Consider the following 17,723-nt stretch of genomic DNA (forward strand, 5'->3'; position numbering starts at 1 on the left):
TGAAATGCCTATCGCCCCTATAAGACCAAAGAAACACAGCAACAGCAGGTTATCCCTGATAAAATCAAAAAGAATACAAGTATAGTCGGGGCGTTTAGAGATCTATGACCACCGCATTTTTTTCCCATGATGACTTCAAAAAACACGACATGGGGCCAGAGCATCCCGAGTGCCCTGAGCGTCTAGCAGCTATCATTAGCTACATTGCCGATACCGGGGTTGCCGAAAAGCTTGACTGGGTACGCCCGGAAGAAATCACCCGCGATCAGCTTCTGAACGTGCACCCGGAACGCTATCTGCAACAGCTCGACATGATGCAACCGACCCGTGGCAGAGTGTTTACCGACCCGGACACCGCCATGATGCCGGACACTCTGCGTGCCGCAAGACTGGCTGCCGGAGCCAACGTTCAGGCCGTAGACATGGTCATGAGCAGCCAGGTTACGAATGCGTTTATCTGTGCGCGGCCGCCCGGCCACCACGCGGAGCGCAGCAAGTCCATGGGCTTCTGTTTTTACAACAACATTGCGTTGGCTGCTATGCGCGCTCTTAACTTCCACCACCTCGAGCGAGTCGCCATCGTTGACTTCGATGTGCACCAGGGGAATGGTACGGTAGACATTGTGAGCGGAGATGAGCGCATACTGATGTGCTCCAGCTTCCAGCACCCCTTTTACCCCCACTCCCACGTTCATCGGCAGGCCGACAACATCGTCAACATCCCCATCGAAGCAGGCTGCTCCGCTGAGGACTTCCGAAAACGGGTGGAGTCCGGGTGGATCAAACGCCTGAATGCCTTCAAGCCACAGGTGGTTCTGATCTCCGCAGGGTTTGACGCGCACCGCCTCGATCCTATGGGCGAGCTTAATCTCGAAACCGAAGACTATCGGTGGCTAACTGAAATTCTGGCGGACGTAGCGGCAGAGCACAGTAACGACCGAATCATTTCAACACTCGAAGGTGGCTATCATCTGAAGGCTCTCGCCGAGAGCGTCAATGCCCATTTGGAAGTGCTGAGTTCGATCTACTGATTTGTCCAAGACAAGGAACCGGCAAGCCAGCAGCACTAACCCGCGGAAGCGCCGCCGTAGCCATTGGCTTGCTGCAGTTCCGGACGATCGCCCTCGCGCTGCAAACGGATAGTTGTGCGGCGATTTTCTGCAGCCCGACGGGACACGGGATATTGGTCTCCATGGGCTCTTACTGTGATCAGATCCGGATCTACGCCACGATTTTTCAGGTAATCCGCCACTACATTGGCGCGATCCTCAGACAATGCCCGGTTATCAATACGACTCCCGACACTATCACTGTGGCCATCGACAAAGACACGCTCGACCGTGGTGTCAGCCATAAGATAGGCAACGATGTCGTCCAGCATGTTCATATCAGCTTCCGACAGATTCCTGCTTCCGCTGGCAAACGCGACTCTCGAGCGCCCAATCTGATCAATATTCACCGGTAGTAGATTGGCCGCACAAGACCGATAAAGCTGATACTGGCCGTTAAAATTTATGTTCGACACCTGCACCCTGACCGGGCTCCCGTCGTACCAGGACGCGCGAGTAACGGTTGGGCGCATACCATCTAGCAGGCCTTGCGCAAGAACCACCGCCTGGCGCGTTTCAAGGGATACGGGGCGGCGCCCCTCGGAAATATTTACCGTACCCACAGGCCTGGGAGCCACCCCCGGCCGCCAGACGGGTGCCTCAACAACGAGCGCGCCACGCCCGGGCCGCATAAGGCGCGACTCAGACTCCAGAAAGAACGACAGGCTTTCACCAGCCCTGTGCCTGAAAACGGCACGACCATAGCCGGGGACTTCATGCACCAGAGAACATTCAAAAACGGATTCGGCAAGATACCACTGACTGTTCGAGATTCCTGCGCCATAGCTTCCAGCCAGGCCTGCCCCAGGAAAAAAAATGCCCAGCGCCAGAGTTCCCAGCAGTTTTCGCGATTTTCTGGAGAAAGCGAGTGCCATAACAGTCATACCGTTGTTTCACGGATATTTAGTGGTTTCCATGGTTAACGGCATCGGCGCGGTATTCTTTAATCTACGAGAGGAAAAACAATCACCGGCGCGTTCTGTTATAATCGCGCAAATTTTCCGGGCTAAAGCGCCGTCCAAATCAAACACGCTTCTCACGCCTTTTATTCAGCCCTTTGAAGGTATCGCGGAAATCAGCTCATGACCGAACAACTTACCCTTTTGCGCCCCGACGACTGGCACCTGCACGTTCGTGACGGCGATGTTCTCAAGGACGTCGTGCCGGCAACCGCAGCCTGTTTTGGGCGGGCGATCATCATGCCCAACCTTGTTCCCCCGGTTACAACTGCCGCAGCAGCCTCAGCATATCGGGAGCGCATACTGGCAGCGGCCCAAGGCACGGATTTCCGGCCATTGATGACGATTTACCTCACAGAATCCACCACCCGCGAAGACATTCTTGAAGCTCGTGCGGAAGGCGTAGTCGCGGCAAAACTCTACCCCGCCGGCGCCACCACAAATTCCGCTTCCGGCGTTCAGGACATTCGTAATATCTACCCGGTACTGGAGGCCATGTCAGAGTGTGGCATGCTGCTGCTTGTTCATGGCGAAGTCACCGACGCGGACATTGATATTTTTGATCGGGAAAAGGTATTCCTTGAGCGCGTGCTGGCGCCGACGCTGGAAGCTTTTCCCAAACTCAGGGTTGTGCTTGAGCACATCACTACCGCTGATTCTGCGGAATTCGTTCGGCAACACCAGGGCGACAATCTTGGTGCAACGCTTACGCCCCAACACCTGATGTACAATCGTAATCACATGCTGGTAGGCGGCATACGCCCTCACCTTTACTGCCTTCCAATACTGAAGCGCAACCGACACCAGCAAGCCCTGAGAGACGCCATTGCCAGCGGCGACAAACGATTCTTTCTGGGAACCGACTCTGCCCCGCACGCAAAGGATAAGAAAGAGGCGGCCTGCGGCTGTGCAGGTTGCTACTCGGCCTACGGCGCAATTGGACTCTACGCGGACCTGTTTGAAGAACTTGGCGTTCTTGACCAGCTGGAAGCCTTTGCGAGCATAAACGGGGCGGACTTCTATGGCCTTCCACGAAATACCGATACTATTACCTTGGTGAAGGAGCCCTGGGCAATGCCAAATGAATTACCCTTGGCGGATGGCACCATCGTTCCTCTGAAAGCTGGCGAAACTATTAACTGGCGCCTTGCTTAAACGTTCCACGACTTCCTGATAAACGGCCAAGACCGGAGCTTTAGTGACTGACGAAAACACACAATCGCACCCCATGTCCCGCAGATTCCGCGGCTTTTTACCCGTAGTTGTCGATGTGGAGACCGGCGGTTTCAATCCAGAACGCGATGCACTGCTGGAAATAGCTGCGGTGATGCTGACCATGGACGAGGACGGCCGCATACGCCGCGCCGAGACTCACGTGCAACAGATCGATCCGTTTGAAGGAGCCAACCTCGAGCAATCTGCGCTGGACTTCACCGGAATCGATCCCTGGAACCCGGAGCGGGAGGCAGTGCCGGAGCGCGAAGGCCTGAGCGAAATATTCAGTCCCATCCGCCGGGCGGTCAAAGCACACGATTGCAAACGCGCAGTGCTCGTAGGACACAACGCAACCTTCGATCACAACTTTGTATTTGCGGCGGCACAACGGGCGGAGATCAACCGGAACCCGTTCCATCCCTTCTCCACATTCGATACAGCCACCCTTGCGGGACTGGCTTATGGCCACACGGTTCTGGCCCAGGCCTGCAAGCTTGCGGGCATCCCGTTCAGTAACAAGGAGGCTCACTCTGCTGCTTACGATGCGGAAAAAACAGCCGATCTGTTCTGCGGGATCGTCAACCGCTGGCTCGACCTGGGCGGATTCCCGCCGCCGCTGATTCCGGATGAAACCGAATAGCAAGACTCCCTGTCGAAAACAGCACCCACAAAAAACCCGCAACTCAGTGCGGGTTTTTTGATTCAATGCTGCGACAAATGCTGCTTACCAGTGAATACCTCGCATAACGGCTGCAAATGCAACCTGCTCCGTAGATACCTTAGCCTTTTCAACAGACTTGCCGCCTACGCCCGGAGAGGAATCCGGGAACATCCGATACCCTGTATTCATTACTATTTCACCCATCTTCGGCGCCAATGCATGGAGAACCTGGGCAAAAATACCAAGACGTGTAGCAACACGCTTGGGACGTTCAACAATGGCGTTCGTCACCAGATCCGCTGCCTCTTCCGGTGAAAGAGTAGGCACTGAATCGTAGATCTTGGTAGGTGCAATCATTGGCGTTTTAACCAACGGCATATTGATGGTGGTAAAGGTTACATTACGGTCCGACCATTCAGACGCCGCGCATCGACTGAAGGCATCCAGCGCCGATTTTGAAGCCACATACGCTGAGAAGCGTGGCGCATTGGTAAGAACGCCAATGGAGGAAATGTTAACCACGTGACCACGGTGCCGCTCCAGCATGGAAGGTGCAAACCCCATGATCAAGCGAACAGAGCCGAAGTAGTTCAGTTGCATGGTGCGCTCGAAATCGTGGAATCTATCGAATGACAACGACAATGAACGACGGATGGAGCGCCCGGCATTGTTCACCAGAACATCAACATGACCGTGGTTATCCAGCACAGTTTTTACAAACCTGTCGCAATCTTCCATGTCGGAAAAATCACACTGGTAGGCATGCACATTGCCACCCCTGGCTTCCAGAGATGCTGCCACCTCGTCCAGTTTTTCCTTGGTACGAGCACCAATCACCAGAATAGCACCAGCTTCCGCCAGCTTCTCTGCCGTCGCCAAACCGATACCGGACGTTGCGCCGGTGATCACACAGACCTTGCCTTCAACCGTGCCCTTCAGCGTGTGGTCCCTGAACAGGTCCGGGTCGAGATGGCGCTCCCAGAAATCCCATATCACCGGTGCGTAACTCTCAAGGCGCGGAACCTCGATACCCGTGCCTTTCAGCGCGCGCTCGGTTTCACGAGCATCGAAGCGGGTGGGATAATTTATAAAAGACAACACTGAGCGTGGAATGCCCATATCATCCAGCACAGCGCTAGTGATTCGCTTTACGGGGGGCAGGTTTTTCAGGCTTTGGCGAATAAACGGTGGCACAAAACCAAACATGCGGGAGTCAATACGCATACCCATCTTGGGTGCGTGGCCGGCCTCACAGAATATGTTAAGAATCTCACCCACTTTGTAAGGATCAGAATCTACGAGGTGGAAGCAATTGCCGTCCTCGCCCTCCAGATGTGCGATGTGATCCAGAGCATTAACGACGAAGTCTACAGGGACAACGTTCAGGCGGCCCCCTTCAACACCAATCGTCGGCACCCATTGCGGTAGTGTGCGACGAATTTTCTGAATCATTTTAAAGAAATAGTAAGGGCCATCGACCTTGTCCATTTCGCCCGTTTCCGAGTGACCGATCACCATGCCCGGGCGGTATATACGGAACGGCACTTTGCACTCTTCACGAACTACTTTTTCAGATTCGTGTTTGGTCATCAGGTAGGGATGATCCAGCTTTTCAGCTTCTTCAAACATGTCTTCGCGGAAAATACCTTTGAACAAACCTGCTGCGGCAATAGAAGAAACATGATGAAAGTGTTTTGCTTTTATAGCATCCGCAGCATTAACTGCCGCTCTGGTGCCATCAATATTCGTAGCCTGCTGAGCCTCCTCATCTGCACCCATGTCATAGACAGCTGCAAGATGGAAAAAGTGATCAACCTTTCCTGTAAGCGATTTCAGGGCTTTGGCATCAATGCCCAGGTTTTCCCGGGTGAGGTCGCCGAACACGGCTTTGACACGGGACTCGTCAACACCCCAGCGTTCTCTGAGTGCGTCGAGCTTTCCCGCAGACTGCTCGCGCACAAGCAGGTGAACCGTGCCGCCCCTTTCCAGTAATTTTTCCACAAGAAAACGGCCAATAAACCCCGTACCACCGGTCAGGAAATAATTCATTGATAATCCACCCTGCATAATGCTCTGTTGTTGTCTGTTAACACCGACCTTATTAGACTAAAGTCTTATATTGGCCAAGTGAGGCGGCATTGTAACTAAATGCAGCTTTCATGTATCGGTCTTTATTAGAGCTTTTGCTCTGTAACCTGTTGTTTTAAATAGAGCAATTGCTCTAAAACCTTCTCGCTCTGCCTGTACTTTTTGTCGACATGAAGAACTTGAGATTAGCACAGTAATTCGGGCGTGCCCTCCTCATTGCCTAATTACCACAAAGCAATGAAACAGTCAGCCAGCAATGCGATAATCCGGAACTTGTTGCCGATTCAGGCGTCAATTCTTTTCACAGACCAGCGATATCCGGAAACCAGACAATGCAGAATGACAACCCGAATACTGAGCGCTACATCGCCATTGCCCGAGCCTGCCTGAAAGCCATCAACGACACGGCAGAGAACTCAGGTGACCGGGAGCAAAAAATTCAGGCGGTTTACGAGGCTATCGACACGGCGTTTCAGGCAGAGTTTGCCGATTACCGTCAATCCGTCGCGATCATGGCAACCGTGCTGGAACGAATCGCTTCGGGCCAGCTTGACGGCGAAAAAGCCACAGAACTCGCCCGCAAGACACTGGATCAGCAACCGGAGAATACCCGAAAGGCAATGATGCATTAAATTGAGCACTCCATTTCTGCGCCAGATCGTACATTCACAGACACTTTCCAGAAGCTCCTTAACGGATAACAGAGGCCCTATGCGAATTGGTATTTACTTGAATGCAAGAGTAAAGGTGCTAACGGCGAATGCATTTGCGCTTCTGTTGCTGTTATTCGTCAGCTCGCTTGCTATTGCGGCACAGACACCGGAAAAAAGCCCGAACGATAACAACCAATACCGCTTCATTGAACTGGATAATGGCCTGCGGGCCATTCTTGTCTTTGACAAAGACGCGGACAAAGCCGCTGCCTCCATGAACGTCGCAGTCGGAAGTGGCGATGACCCGAAAGAGCGGGAAGGCATTGCACACTTCCTGGAGCACATGCTGTTTTTGGGCACTGAAAAGTATCCAGAGCCAGGTGAGTATCAACAATTCATCAAAAGCCACGGCGGCAGCCATAACGCCTTTACCGCGTTTAGTAATACCAACTATTTCTTTGACATCCAGGCTGATTATCTCGAGCCGGCGCTGGATCGCTTTGCCCAGCAATTTGCGGCGCCCCTCTTTACAGCTGACCTTGTTGATCGCGAACGCAACGCCGTTCATTCAGAATTTAGTGCGAAACAAAAAGAAGACGGCCGCCGCTTCTATTCCGTCAAGAAAGCCGCCAGTAATCCGGAGCACGCTTTCCACCAGTTTGCTGTCGGCAACCTGACCACGCTGGAGAACACAGACACCAACCCTCTTCGGCCCGATCTGATTGAGTTCTGGAAAACCCATTATTCCGCAAACCTGATGACTCTTGCCGTTTATGGGCCGCAGCCACTGGACGAGCTTGAAGCCATGGTGAGGGTTCGTTTTGACGCCATTGAAAACCGTGACCTGGAACCAAAAGCTCACACCGAAGCGCTGCTGGACCCAACTGTCTTGCCCGCGAAAGTAACGGCAGAAGCGATCAAGGATGTTCGCAGCCTCACCCTGTCGTTCCCGATTTCATCTCAAAAAGACAATTACCGTACAAAGCCGGCCAGCTACATTGCCAACCTGTTGGGCCATGAAGGGTCAGGAAGTCTTTTTGATGTCCTCAAGAAGAACGGCCTGGCAGATAGCCTGTCAGCAGGCATTGGCATGGATACAGGCGAAAACGCCACACTGGACATCAGTATTGCGCTTACGCCTGAGGGATTGAGACGGCATGAAGAAATTCTGCCTCTGGTATTCCGGTACATCGACATTGTTCGTGAGCAAGGTATAAAGCAACAGCGTTTCGACGAGATGCAGCGGCTGACACAAATCGACTTTCGCTTTCGCGAACGGGGCGAGCCCATGCACGAGGTCATGCGGCTGTCGAGCCAACTCCAGGACTATCCCGCAGAGGATGTCCTCAGCGCGCCCTGGCTGATGGATCGCTACGCACCGAACCAGTACCAGGAGATTCTTTCCAGGCTGACTCCGGACAACGTCATGGCCTATTTGCTAGCCCCGCAGCTCGAACTGAAGAATCCGAATGTTACGCAGTGGTATGACACACCCTGGCAAATCGAACCTCTCGATACGGAAGCTCTGCGGACTGACGCCCCGAGCGCAATGGCAAAAGCCCTTCAATTACCCTTACCCAATCCGTTCGTACCGGAAAACCTGGCCATGGTGCCTGGCAAGACCATGAGCAAACCCGAATTGCTGGGCAACCAGGAGGGCATGGCTATCTGGTTTGCGCGGGACACTCGTTTCAATACGCCAAAAGCCAACGTGTTCTTCAGCTTGCGTACCCCCGCGGCTCGGGTATCTGCGCGCAGCCACGTGCTTACGAGGCTACTGGTGGACAGCATCAACAACAATCTCAACGCCTGGGCTTACTCTGCACGCCTCGCCGGGCTGGATTACAGCATCTATCCGCACCTGCGCGGTGTTACTGTGCGCGTTGGCGGCTACAGCGACAAACTGCATACGTTGATGAATCGTATCCTTATGCAGGTTTCGGCGCCGGATATCACCCGCCAGCGATTTGATATCGCCCGACAAAACATGATTGACGGCCTGAAAAACAAGGCCAAAGACCGGCCAGTTGAACAAACATCGGAATTCATTCAGACCGCCCTGATGGAAGACACCTGGAGCACCGAAGAAAAACTGCAGGCCGCCAGAGAGGTTACTCTCGATGAACTCAGGTCTTTCGCCGAGACGCTACTCTCACAAGTCGACCCGGTGCTCATGGCTCATGGAAATATTACAGAAGCCTACACACTCAACCTGGCACAACAGATTGATGCCATCGTTCTGGGCAAAAGCGACTTTGTAGAGGTTGAGCGCAGCCGCATGCGAAAGCTGCCCGCAGAGGAAATGCTGGTATCCCTGAACGTAGACCACCCGGACACCGGATACACACTTTATATGCAGGGCAAGAACACCAGCTTTGAAGAGCGCGCCCGCTTCCGTCTGTTGGCGCAGATTATCAGCAGCCCGTTTTATAAAGACATCCGCACCACCCGCCAGCTTGGCTACATTGTCTACGCCACACCCTTTGAAATGCTCGAAACTCCTGCTCTGGGTTTTATTGTTCAATCCCCCACTGCCACCCAGGAAACGATCGACCAAGCGGTTCGCGAGTTCACTGAAGGTTTTGAGGCGGACCTAAACGCACTGAGTGCGGAGCGCCTTGAGCGTGAAAAGCAGGCAGTAATCAGTGGCATACTGGAACAGGATCGGCAGCTGGGTGAGATTTCAGGGCGCTACTGGCGCGAGATTGATCGCGGCGCGGATGGCTTTGACTCCCGTGAGAAACTTGCAGAGGCCGTTGAGGCTGTAAACCTTGAAGAGCTGAAGGCCACTTTCAGGGATGCAGCGCTGAACAGAGAGCGGGCGCTTCGTGCAGTGACGGGAGGCGAAGGACTGAGCGGGAATGAAGCCCGCGACCTTGTCCTTTCTCAACCGCCGGTTACTGCCAAGTAGAGGCGGGCGTTACGTTCCGCCGGCCAGGCGCTGAAAGCGCGCCCAGTCTTCCGGCTCATCCACATCCCACCGGGGCTCCAGCAAAGCAACGCTGAGCCCCAGCTTTTTCAGCCGCTCACAAGTTTGCTCCAGAACGGCCTCAGTGCCCCAATCAATATCATCCAGCATGTGTGGAACCACCCGGCGAGCGCCAATCAGCACATAGCCGCCGTCATCTGAAGGGCCTAAAACCACATCGTACTCCTCCAGAGCGACCAACGCCTGATGCACATACCCGGGCTCAACCGATGGGCAATCACTACCGACAATCATCGCTAACGGGTGGGACTCCAGGGCATTGCCAAGCGCATTCAACATGCGATCACCCAGATTAGCGCCCTGCTGTACTTTCTGGATCAGGTTCCGTTGCTCAATCGTGCGGACAATGCTCTGCGAGTCACTCGGCACAGTCTCAACGCTCCTATCCCACCAGAACTGTACAGGGTGGCCGGAACCATAAAGGTTATCCAGCACCGCAAGCGTAAGTGTTATGTGCGCATTCAGCGCCCCGAAAACACCCAGCGCCGGAATAAGGCGGGTCTTTACCCGACCGGCTTCCGGCCATTTAGCGAATTGCATGACCAGTGCAGCAGAGCCTTCAATCTTTGGCATTTCGAATATCCGAACGGTAGGAATGAACAAGCGCTTCCGGTGATTCACCGCGCCAGTAACGCCAGCGTAAGCGCCACATAAGAAAAATCGTGCGCCAGACACCCTTTTGCTCCCAGCGACGGCTATCGGTGACGACCGGCTCGTGAATGCAGAAAGGGCGCGAAACCAGACGGAGCCTGCGGGAAAATTCAATATCTTCCATGATCGGCAAACAATCAAACCCGTGCAGATCCTCAAAAACCTCCCGGCGCATGAACATTGCCTGGTCACCGGTACAAATACCTGTTAACCGGGATCGCTGATTCATGAACCAGGCAATCACCGGAAACATAACGCCCTGGCCACTCAGGCTAACGTCGAAACGCCCCCAGTCTTTGTTGCTATGAAAAAATTCACTCAGGCAATCAGATGCATTAGAAGGAAGAAGAGTATCAGCATGCAAAAATAACAAAACACTCCCTTCGGCGACGGCTGCGCCCGCATTCATCTGAGCGGCCCTGCCTTTTCGAGACTGAACCACCCGATCCGCAAGCGGCCCTGCCAGCCTGGCAGTGCCATCCGTGCTTCCGGCATCTACTACGATCACCTCGTGCCCGGCTGAACGGAGCGGCTTCAGGGCCTCGAGTATACCGGCAATGCCCTCTGCCTCCATCCAGACCGGCATAACGATGCTTAACGAGAAAAGGTCAGACAAAGCACACTCCCATACAGATAGAAAACACGGTAACACCTTGAGCCGTAAGCTTCAGGCCGTTATCATACCGATCTTCTGAAAGAAGCGCCTTCGTAGCTCATCTGGATAGAGCGTCCCCCTCCTAAGGGGAAGGTAGCAGGTTCGAGTCCTGCCGAGGGCACCAGTTACTCTTCCCGCGACAGCTAATAAAAACCTCCAGCTCGTGATATCTCCGGCCTCCAGCCAGCACCGCACTGTTACGACACCTACTCAGGATTCCATTAATGCTCGGGGTAGCACTGGCCTTTATCCTGGCACAGCCCCCAATTCAAAGTGCCATGCCAAGGTCCGTGAATATCTTGATGAAGCTTTTGACTGGAACCCACTTAGGTGGTTAGCAGGCTCATACGAATATCTTCGCCAGCGTGGAAAGGAGTTGCAATAAGGGCACCTGGCTAAGCAAAACGGCAAGCCAGGGAATTGCGGTTGCAGTAATCAATGCGATAAAGGTTGCCCAACTAACAGGAACGGTATGGATAGACCGAATGGCTTCATACCCAGCAGACAGATCTGCGAGGCACGAAACATCCCATTCTGCTTCCGACGCCCGCGCCTTACGCGTAGCTACGGCACCGTAATCGATCAGCGCCCTTATTTTGAATTGATACAACGCGGGATAAAACAGTATCAGCGGACCGATAAAAACCACCAGAATGACAGCCATCCAAACACAAAACATGGCGCCCGCCCACTGGAGCGACGCGCCCGAATAGACAACATCCTGCAGAACTACGGCAGCAGTCACGCAGCTAAGCGCAAACACCATCATCGAAAATACAGTAGGAAACAGAGCCAGAAATCCAATACCTCCACACTTGTCCGGGTGGGTGGCAACCAAGCGCAATTTCAGTCGTGAAATATCTTTCAGCAATACCGTCCAGACAGAAAAGCGATAGATCCAGCGCAACATGAGAAACCAGACAAAAGGAAGGCTAACGAGCACTCCCCACCAACCGGCAAGTGTCAGTTGAAGGCTTCCATCAATAACCGCCCCAAACCAGGAGTCGCCCATAGTCGAGAGGTAAATTTGCGCTCCGTTCACCGACGCTACGAAAGCAAGTATCAACAGTAGAAACTCGACCCGGTTTGAACTGGAGCGCTCATCAGCTTTCTTTAATACAGAGCAGAAACGAGGATACTCATTATCATCGATAACCTCTCCGTTCAAAAACTGACGCAGCACTATGCCAGTGCGACGATCTGCAATCCGCTCCATAATCGTGAGCGTGAATACTGCGATAATAAACCGGGCATACTCACTGTAGTCTTGAAAAAAACCGCTACCGCCCGCCCCTTGGTTCCATCCAGATCCCTCGGCCACGGAAAGAAGCGCTAATGGTAACCAGACAATCCCTACAAAGATTGCAGCTGCAGCTGTCGACGGCAACAAGTCTTCGTCCAGAAGGCCGAGCTTCTTTTGCAATCGATAAAAAGGGCCGCCGATGACGAGAGAGAACGGCATGTCAGAGTTATTTTCCATAAAACGCTAACCTGCCAAACGCAGACATTTCACAGACTCTAGTCACCGGCCCGGTCGAAAGACATAGGACCTTGGTCCCACCGGAAAAGAAATGCTTGCCCCACCAGAGCCTACAGAGCCGCAAGCTGGCTTTGCTAAGGAAATGACAACTTGTCACGACTTGCTGAACTTTGGCCCGCAACGATTACATATAATCAGCTATATTAGGAGATGACATACAGGCGCGAGGGCTGACTGGCTAGAGATAGCCTTTTAGTCATGTTCCCCCAGGATGGACACTATGAGTGGATGGCTTGTCATCAGCCTTCAGGTTATAACGGGTTTTTTTATTCTCGCTGGAATTCAACATATCGGCCACTCCCTTTACGAGGGACGCGACAAGGTCCACGGCTTTCTCGGCCTGACTGCCCTGTCTGCCGCCTCCTTTGCCCTGTTCAGATTTCTGGCGCATACCGCTGAAACAGCCGAACTGCTTGTTCTGTTCAGAAAAGGCGAGGTAGTTAGCATCAGCCTTTTCTGCGTCTTCCTGCTCTGGTTCATTGTCGAATATACAGCATACAAGAAGCGCCCCCTGCTGTTTTTACTGACGGCCGGCTGGGGCTTGTTCATCATGATTAACGTGATACGCCCCTATGGACTGATCTTCTCTGAGTTGCCCCTCCTGTCTTCGCTTGCGCCGGCTTCGGGAAGCAACCTGGATTTACGTTCTTCTCTGAATGTCCCTTTGAATATTGCCCTGAGAGTCTACGTACTCACGACATTGGCCTACTGTGGCTACGCATGCATTCGTATAAAATCTTTCAGTCAAAGCTACAGAGCCCGCGTAGCACTTACCGCCTTGTCCTTGATGGCGCCTCTCTGCGCCCTGGACTTGCTAATAGACCTGGAATTAACCGGAGTTACGTTCCCCAGCGATTTCAGCTTTTTTCCTCTCGCCGCCATAATGAGTTTAAGCCTGCTAAAAGAAACAAATAATGAAAGAAATCGCATGATCACTATCCTCAACTTTCTCCCCGTTGGGCTGGCTATAAACGATTCCGATAACGAAAATGTATTTTCCAACAACGCTTTCAAGAAGCTTCAAGCCGACGTAATTGCGTCTGGACAGGTCGCGGCCATGGAAAGCGTCACGCAATTTCAAGCAAAGAGCCCTAACGTTACTAGAAGTCAAACCGCGACACAGAATGCGCACTTACACACCGTGCTTAGATGGCCCATCAATGGCAAAACTTCAATCTTCGAGATAACTCGCGTCCCTATCCTAAACAATAGAGAAACACGGGACGAAACAGCCATAATATTCAATGACATTTCAGAAAGATTACGCAAAGTTGAAGAAATAGAGAAACTCAATAAACATGCTAGCATCTCAAAAAGACTGGTTACTTCCAGCGTGTCGGTAAAGTCACTTTCCCATGAAATAAGGCAACCCTTGGCAGCAATTCTTAACAATGCCCAAGCTGGCTTGAATTTTATTAAAAACCCAAACTATGACATTAAAGAAATAGAAGATATATTTAATGATATTGTTCGTGATGAGAAACGGGCTGGAGAAATAATAAACGGATTGAGAGCAAGCTTGGAGGAGCAGGAAACACAATTTGAAATATTGAACCTATCTAAAACCCTGAACGAAGTGATTCAGGTTCTTGAAAATGACCTCACCCTGAACTCCATATACGTACATGGGGATGGGGGAAGAGAGCTTTATGTACAAGCCAATGAATCGCAGTTACAACAAGTGTTAATTAATGTTATCGAAAACGCCATAGATGCTATGTTTGAAAATTCGCCAGGTTCACGTCGATTGAAAATCGAAACCTCTCAACAAGAAAATCAGGCTGTTATTTCTGTAGCTGATACCGGGAAGGGAATACCTTCCAGCCAATTAGAACAGGTGTTTGAAGATTTCTATACAACAAAGCCCCAGGGTCTGGGAGTTGGCCTTGAGGTATGCCGTGCTATTATGGAACGTCACAATGGTAATATTTGGGCAAAGAAAAACAGTGATAGAGGAATGACTTTTTATATCTCAATGCCAATTTATTCGCCGTCACCAAACACGCCAAAATGAATAACATTCTGACGCCAGCATTGTTTCTCGTGGCCGGAGTGTCATTATTTTCTGCCCTCAGCCATCTGTTCATGGGTATCAATAAAAGGCGACGAATTCCACACCTGCTGTTTGGCATGGCATCATTAATGAGTTTCGGGTACATCATTGCCAGAGCTGCAGCCTATAACGCATCGAGTGTTGAGGAGCTGATCTGGCTTCGGCGCTTGGATGTAATGTTTATATGCCTTTTCTCCCTGTTTTACGTCGGTTTTATTGCTGCTTTCACTGGCTTTGTGTCAAAACTCTGGCTTTACCTGATGCTGATATTGACAGCCTTTCTGATAGCGGCTGATTTCCTGCTCCCCTACGGCATTCAATTTTCTGAACGGCCAACCCTTAATCTTTTTGAACTCCCTTGGGGTGAAATCGTTGTCGACATGCGTGTTAATGTGCAGAACCCATGGCATATAATATATTGGGCTTTAATCATTTCAGCATTTTCATATAGTTTTTATGGCACATATTTCCTCTATCGCCAAGGCTATAGAAAACGCGCAAACATATCTTTTATAGCGATCTCTATTTTCTTCCTATTTTCTATAATAAACACCTTAACCAACCATGGATTGATAAATTTTTTCCACACCAGTGATTTTGGTTTTACCGCCCTTATATTCATGATGAATATCGATTTTATATTTTCAAGAAAAAGAGAAAAAAATCGTTTAAGAACAATTTTAAACTCCCTGCCTTTTGGAGTTTACGCCAAAAACCTTAACGGTAAATACGTATTCTACAACAGAAATTTCGAGAAATTTTTTAATATTAGAAAGAAGTTAAACCACAACCTTCTTGATGAGGATGTATTTGACAGTAAAATAATCAGAATTATTTCCAATAACGAAAAAGAATCCATGGATAAAAGATCACTTGTAGAAACAGAAATCAAATATAAATCAAACAACAAAATTCATATTTATCATCTGCTTCATTTCTGCATACCGGGACCAGGAACTTCTGTCTCAGGTACTGGCTGCATAGTTATAGATTTAAGTCAGGACCGGGAGCAGGATGAGGAATTGCATTCTATACGCAACCAAGTCTGGTTTTCCGACAGGGTTATAAAGGCCGACACTATCGCAAGTTCACTGGCACACGAACTAATCCAGCCATTGTTTGCGATATTGGCGAATGCTCAGGCAGGGCAACACTTTATATCATTGGGAACGGCAGAAAAAACTGAAATTGAAGAGATACTGCGGGACATAGTCAATGACGGGAAACGCGCAGCTTCTGTCGTTAATGGGCTACGAACTATGCTGCAACACAGAGACATACCTCCCGAGAGTATTTCGCTCGATAAAAGCATTCGGGAAATTCTGGAGCTTCTCAATTCCGAGTTTGTCCAGAAAAGAGTCGCCGTAGAGACTCATATGGAAGACAACCTGTTAGTGCGCGCAATCAAAACACAGATCCAGCAGGTCGTACTCGATCTGGTTATAAATGCCCTTAATGTCATAAAACCCGCTGGAAAAGCCCGCCGGAAGATAAGTATCGATGCGAAAGTGAACCAGAACGAGGCCGTAGTCTCGATATCTTGCAGCGGTTTAGAGATTCGTCAGCAGACATCGCCCGAAACCTTCGAAAGCACCCAACTTTCCACGCTACATAGTCCTGAAACTGGTCTGGAGACCTGCAAAACTATCATTGAAGCACACGGTGGGAGGGTCTGGGCAGGCAAACATCGGGGGAATGGTGTCACCTTCTTTTTTTCGTTACCACTCGCTCGCGAGTAACTCTGCCAACCAGTAATTGCCACCCAGAAGGAAGCGCCCCTGGCAGCGATCTTCCGGACTCATAACTCTGTCATTGGCCCTTAAGGCTCATCTGGTTGTTCTTTGCGGGTAACCCAGTTAATCGCGTCAATCAAAGCCTGATCGTCAACGGGTTTACGAAGGAAAAACTTGACCCCCAAATCTCTCACTAACTTTTTCGTTTCTTCATCATCCTTGGCTGAGATCGCTATCATTGGTATAGCAATCCCATCTGCTTTCAGTCTGGCCGCCAACTCAAAGCCATTCATTCCGGGCATAGTAATATCGATAAGAATGCAGCCATAAAAACTTTTATAGTTCTGATTCAGAAAGCATTCCGAGCCATCATATGCTTGGCTTCGAATCCCCATCGAACGCATAAGCCGTGAAAGGCCTTTTCGCACTGATTCGTCATCGTCGATGATATGGACCATCAATGCATCGCTTGTCGGCGCCACGAATTCACTCTCAGTAGCCTAGTGTTAGTACGATGATTGACGTATCTGAACAACAGGAGCAATAGGCCCTTGGTCCCACCAAGAGAAGCGGCAACCCGGAAATTCGCTCTTAGTCGGACACCGGGTTGATGCCAATATTGACGTCGTGACACAAATGGACCAGCTCTGCCAGGGATCGCACCTCCATCTTCTCCATGACTCTGGACCGATGAACCTTAACCGTTTTTTCGGCGATACCCAGGTCATAGCCGATTTGTTTATTGAGACGCCCCTTCACCACTTCTTCAAGCACCTCTCTCTCGCGAGCAGAAAGCCTGCCCAGTCGGTCAAGGATAGAGGCCTTATAACGGTTTGCGGCCTCAATTGATTTAAAGCGCTCAAGCCCCAACTCGATAGCCCTGAATAGTTCAATATGGTCAATCGGCTTGATCAGGAAATCGATCGCCCCTTGTTTCATGGCGTTGACACTGACGGGGATATCGGCCTCACCGCTGAGAAATATTACGGGTAGTGAAATACCTGCCTGAAGAATGCGGGTTTGTAATTCAATGCCAGACATACCTGACATTCGAAAATCAAGCAGGATACAACCGGGGCCCGTAATACTGCGGCTGAGGAACTCAGCTCCGGAGGCAAAGACTTCGGCCCGGTAGCCTTCCGCGCAAACTAAGCGTTTCAAGCTCTTTCCGAAAGCCGCATCGTCATCCACGATATAGATGGTAATGCCTTCGGCGGCTATCTGTGCCGCTGTCGCTTCTAAAGCAGACATCCTTTCTGCAACCATATCTTCCATCCTAGTGTCGGAAAAACATCACTTACAAAGTTCGCTGTCATTTCCAAACCCTGCCACGTCGTGACTATTACCATAGCCCATACCTATAGTCGTCACCATATCCCTGAGTCGGAAAAAAAGCCGGTTTGGTCTCATCACGGTG

The 17,723-nt window shown here is 51.1% G+C and carries 14 protein-coding genes and 1 tRNA gene; 8 read left to right on the plus strand and 7 right to left on the minus strand.

Features of this window, described 5'->3' with window-relative positions; genetic code table 11:
• The first annotated feature begins 104 nt into the window (after nucleotides 1-104).
• Nucleotides 105-1,031: a histone deacetylase family protein gene (locus Q4606_RS16960; RefSeq protein WP_303597201.1), complete on the plus strand. Its 927-nt coding sequence runs from the start codon at nucleotides 105-107 to the stop codon at nucleotides 1,029-1,031.
• Nucleotides 1,032-1,066: 35 nt separating this feature from the next.
• Here Q4606_RS16960 and Q4606_RS16965 read toward each other — a convergent pair whose 3' ends face one another.
• Nucleotides 1,067-1,984 (minus strand): OmpA family protein, encoded by a 918-nt coding sequence (locus Q4606_RS16965; RefSeq protein ID WP_303608210.1) that lies wholly within the window; start codon nucleotides 1,982-1,984, stop codon nucleotides 1,067-1,069.
• A 207-nt stretch (nucleotides 1,985-2,191) separates the two neighbouring features.
• Here Q4606_RS16965 and pyrC point away from each other — a divergent pair, with 207 nt between their 5' ends.
• Together pyrC and rnt are read left to right on the plus strand one after the other, a co-directional pair.
• On the plus strand, nucleotides 2,192-3,223 hold the full coding sequence (pyrC, locus tag Q4606_RS16970) for a dihydroorotase (RefSeq protein ID WP_303597203.1): 1,032 nt from the start codon (nucleotides 2,192-2,194) through the stop codon (nucleotides 3,221-3,223).
• A gap of 43 nt (nucleotides 3,224-3,266) precedes the next feature.
• Nucleotides 3,267-3,923 carry a ribonuclease T gene (rnt, locus tag Q4606_RS16975; RefSeq protein WP_303597204.1) on the plus strand — a complete coding sequence of 219 codons (657 nt, stop codon included), beginning with the start codon at nucleotides 3,267-3,269 and terminating at the stop codon, nucleotides 3,921-3,923.
• Between the two features lie 84 nt (nucleotides 3,924-4,007).
• Here rnt and Q4606_RS16980 read toward each other — a convergent pair whose 3' ends face one another.
• Complete coding sequence (locus Q4606_RS16980) at nucleotides 4,008-5,993, minus strand: SDR family oxidoreductase (RefSeq protein ID WP_303608211.1); 1,986 nt, start codon at nucleotides 5,991-5,993, stop codon at nucleotides 4,008-4,010.
• Nucleotides 5,994-6,364: 371 nt separating this feature from the next.
• Here Q4606_RS16980 and Q4606_RS16985 point away from each other — a divergent pair, with 371 nt between their 5' ends.
• Nucleotides 6,365-6,664, plus strand: coding sequence for a hypothetical protein (locus Q4606_RS16985; protein ID WP_303597206.1), 300 nt, complete (start codon nucleotides 6,365-6,367; stop codon nucleotides 6,662-6,664).
• A 79-nt stretch (nucleotides 6,665-6,743) separates the two neighbouring features.
• On the plus strand, nucleotides 6,744-9,596 hold the full coding sequence (locus tag Q4606_RS16990; protein WP_303608212.1) for an insulinase family protein: 2,853 nt from the start codon (nucleotides 6,744-6,746) through the stop codon (nucleotides 9,594-9,596).
• Between the two features lie 9 nt (nucleotides 9,597-9,605).
• On the opposite strand, the gene Q4606_RS16995 is transcribed toward Q4606_RS16990, so the two are convergent.
• Together Q4606_RS16995 and Q4606_RS17000 are read right to left on the minus strand one after the other, a co-directional pair.
• Nucleotides 9,606-10,247, minus strand: a complete 642-nt coding sequence (locus tag Q4606_RS16995) for a TIGR04282 family arsenosugar biosynthesis glycosyltransferase (protein WP_303608213.1) — start codon at nucleotides 10,245-10,247, stop codon at nucleotides 9,606-9,608.
• The gene (locus tag Q4606_RS17000) at nucleotides 10,234-10,941 is read right to left on the minus strand and encodes a TIGR04283 family arsenosugar biosynthesis glycosyltransferase (RefSeq protein ID WP_303608214.1); all 708 of its coding nucleotides are present in this window, start codon (nucleotides 10,939-10,941) and stop codon (nucleotides 10,234-10,236) included. The genes Q4606_RS16995 and Q4606_RS17000 overlap by 14 nt, the downstream gene beginning before the upstream one ends.
• Nucleotides 10,942-11,027: 86 nt before the next feature.
• Here Q4606_RS17000 and Q4606_RS17005 point away from each other — a divergent pair.
• Nucleotides 11,028-11,104 (plus strand) — tRNA-Arg (locus tag Q4606_RS17005).
• A 219-nt stretch (nucleotides 11,105-11,323) separates the two neighbouring features.
• Here the strand turns inward: Q4606_RS17005 and Q4606_RS17010 are convergent.
• The gene (locus tag Q4606_RS17010; protein ID WP_303597213.1) at nucleotides 11,324-12,460 is read right to left on the minus strand and encodes a hypothetical protein; all 1,137 of its coding nucleotides are present in this window, start codon (nucleotides 12,458-12,460) and stop codon (nucleotides 11,324-11,326) included.
• A 280-nt stretch (nucleotides 12,461-12,740) separates the two neighbouring features.
• On the opposite strand from Q4606_RS17010, the gene Q4606_RS17015 reads away from it, so the two are divergent.
• Complete coding sequence (locus tag Q4606_RS17015) at nucleotides 12,741-14,534, plus strand: sensor histidine kinase (RefSeq protein WP_303608215.1); 1,794 nt, start codon at nucleotides 12,741-12,743, stop codon at nucleotides 14,532-14,534.
• Entirely contained in the window at nucleotides 14,531-16,312 is a 1,782-nt protein-coding gene (locus Q4606_RS17020; protein WP_303608216.1) for an ATP-binding protein, read from the plus strand. Before Q4606_RS17015 ends, Q4606_RS17020 begins: the two co-directional genes overlap by 4 nt.
• A gap of 80 nt (nucleotides 16,313-16,392) precedes the next feature.
• Here the strand turns inward: Q4606_RS17020 and Q4606_RS17025 are convergent, their stop codons facing one another.
• Nucleotides 16,393-16,788: a response regulator transcription factor gene (locus tag Q4606_RS17025; RefSeq protein WP_303597216.1), complete on the minus strand. Its 396-nt coding sequence runs from the start codon at nucleotides 16,786-16,788 to the stop codon at nucleotides 16,393-16,395.
• Between the two features lie 109 nt (nucleotides 16,789-16,897).
• Entirely contained in the window at nucleotides 16,898-17,572 is a 675-nt protein-coding gene (locus Q4606_RS17030; RefSeq protein WP_303608217.1) for a response regulator transcription factor, read from the minus strand.
• Nucleotides 17,573-17,723 lie beyond the last annotated feature (151 nt).

Source organism: Marinobacter sp. 1_MG-2023 (assembly GCF_030549045.1).
In the GTDB taxonomy this organism is placed as follows: Bacteria; Pseudomonadota; Gammaproteobacteria; order Pseudomonadales; family Oleiphilaceae; genus Marinobacter.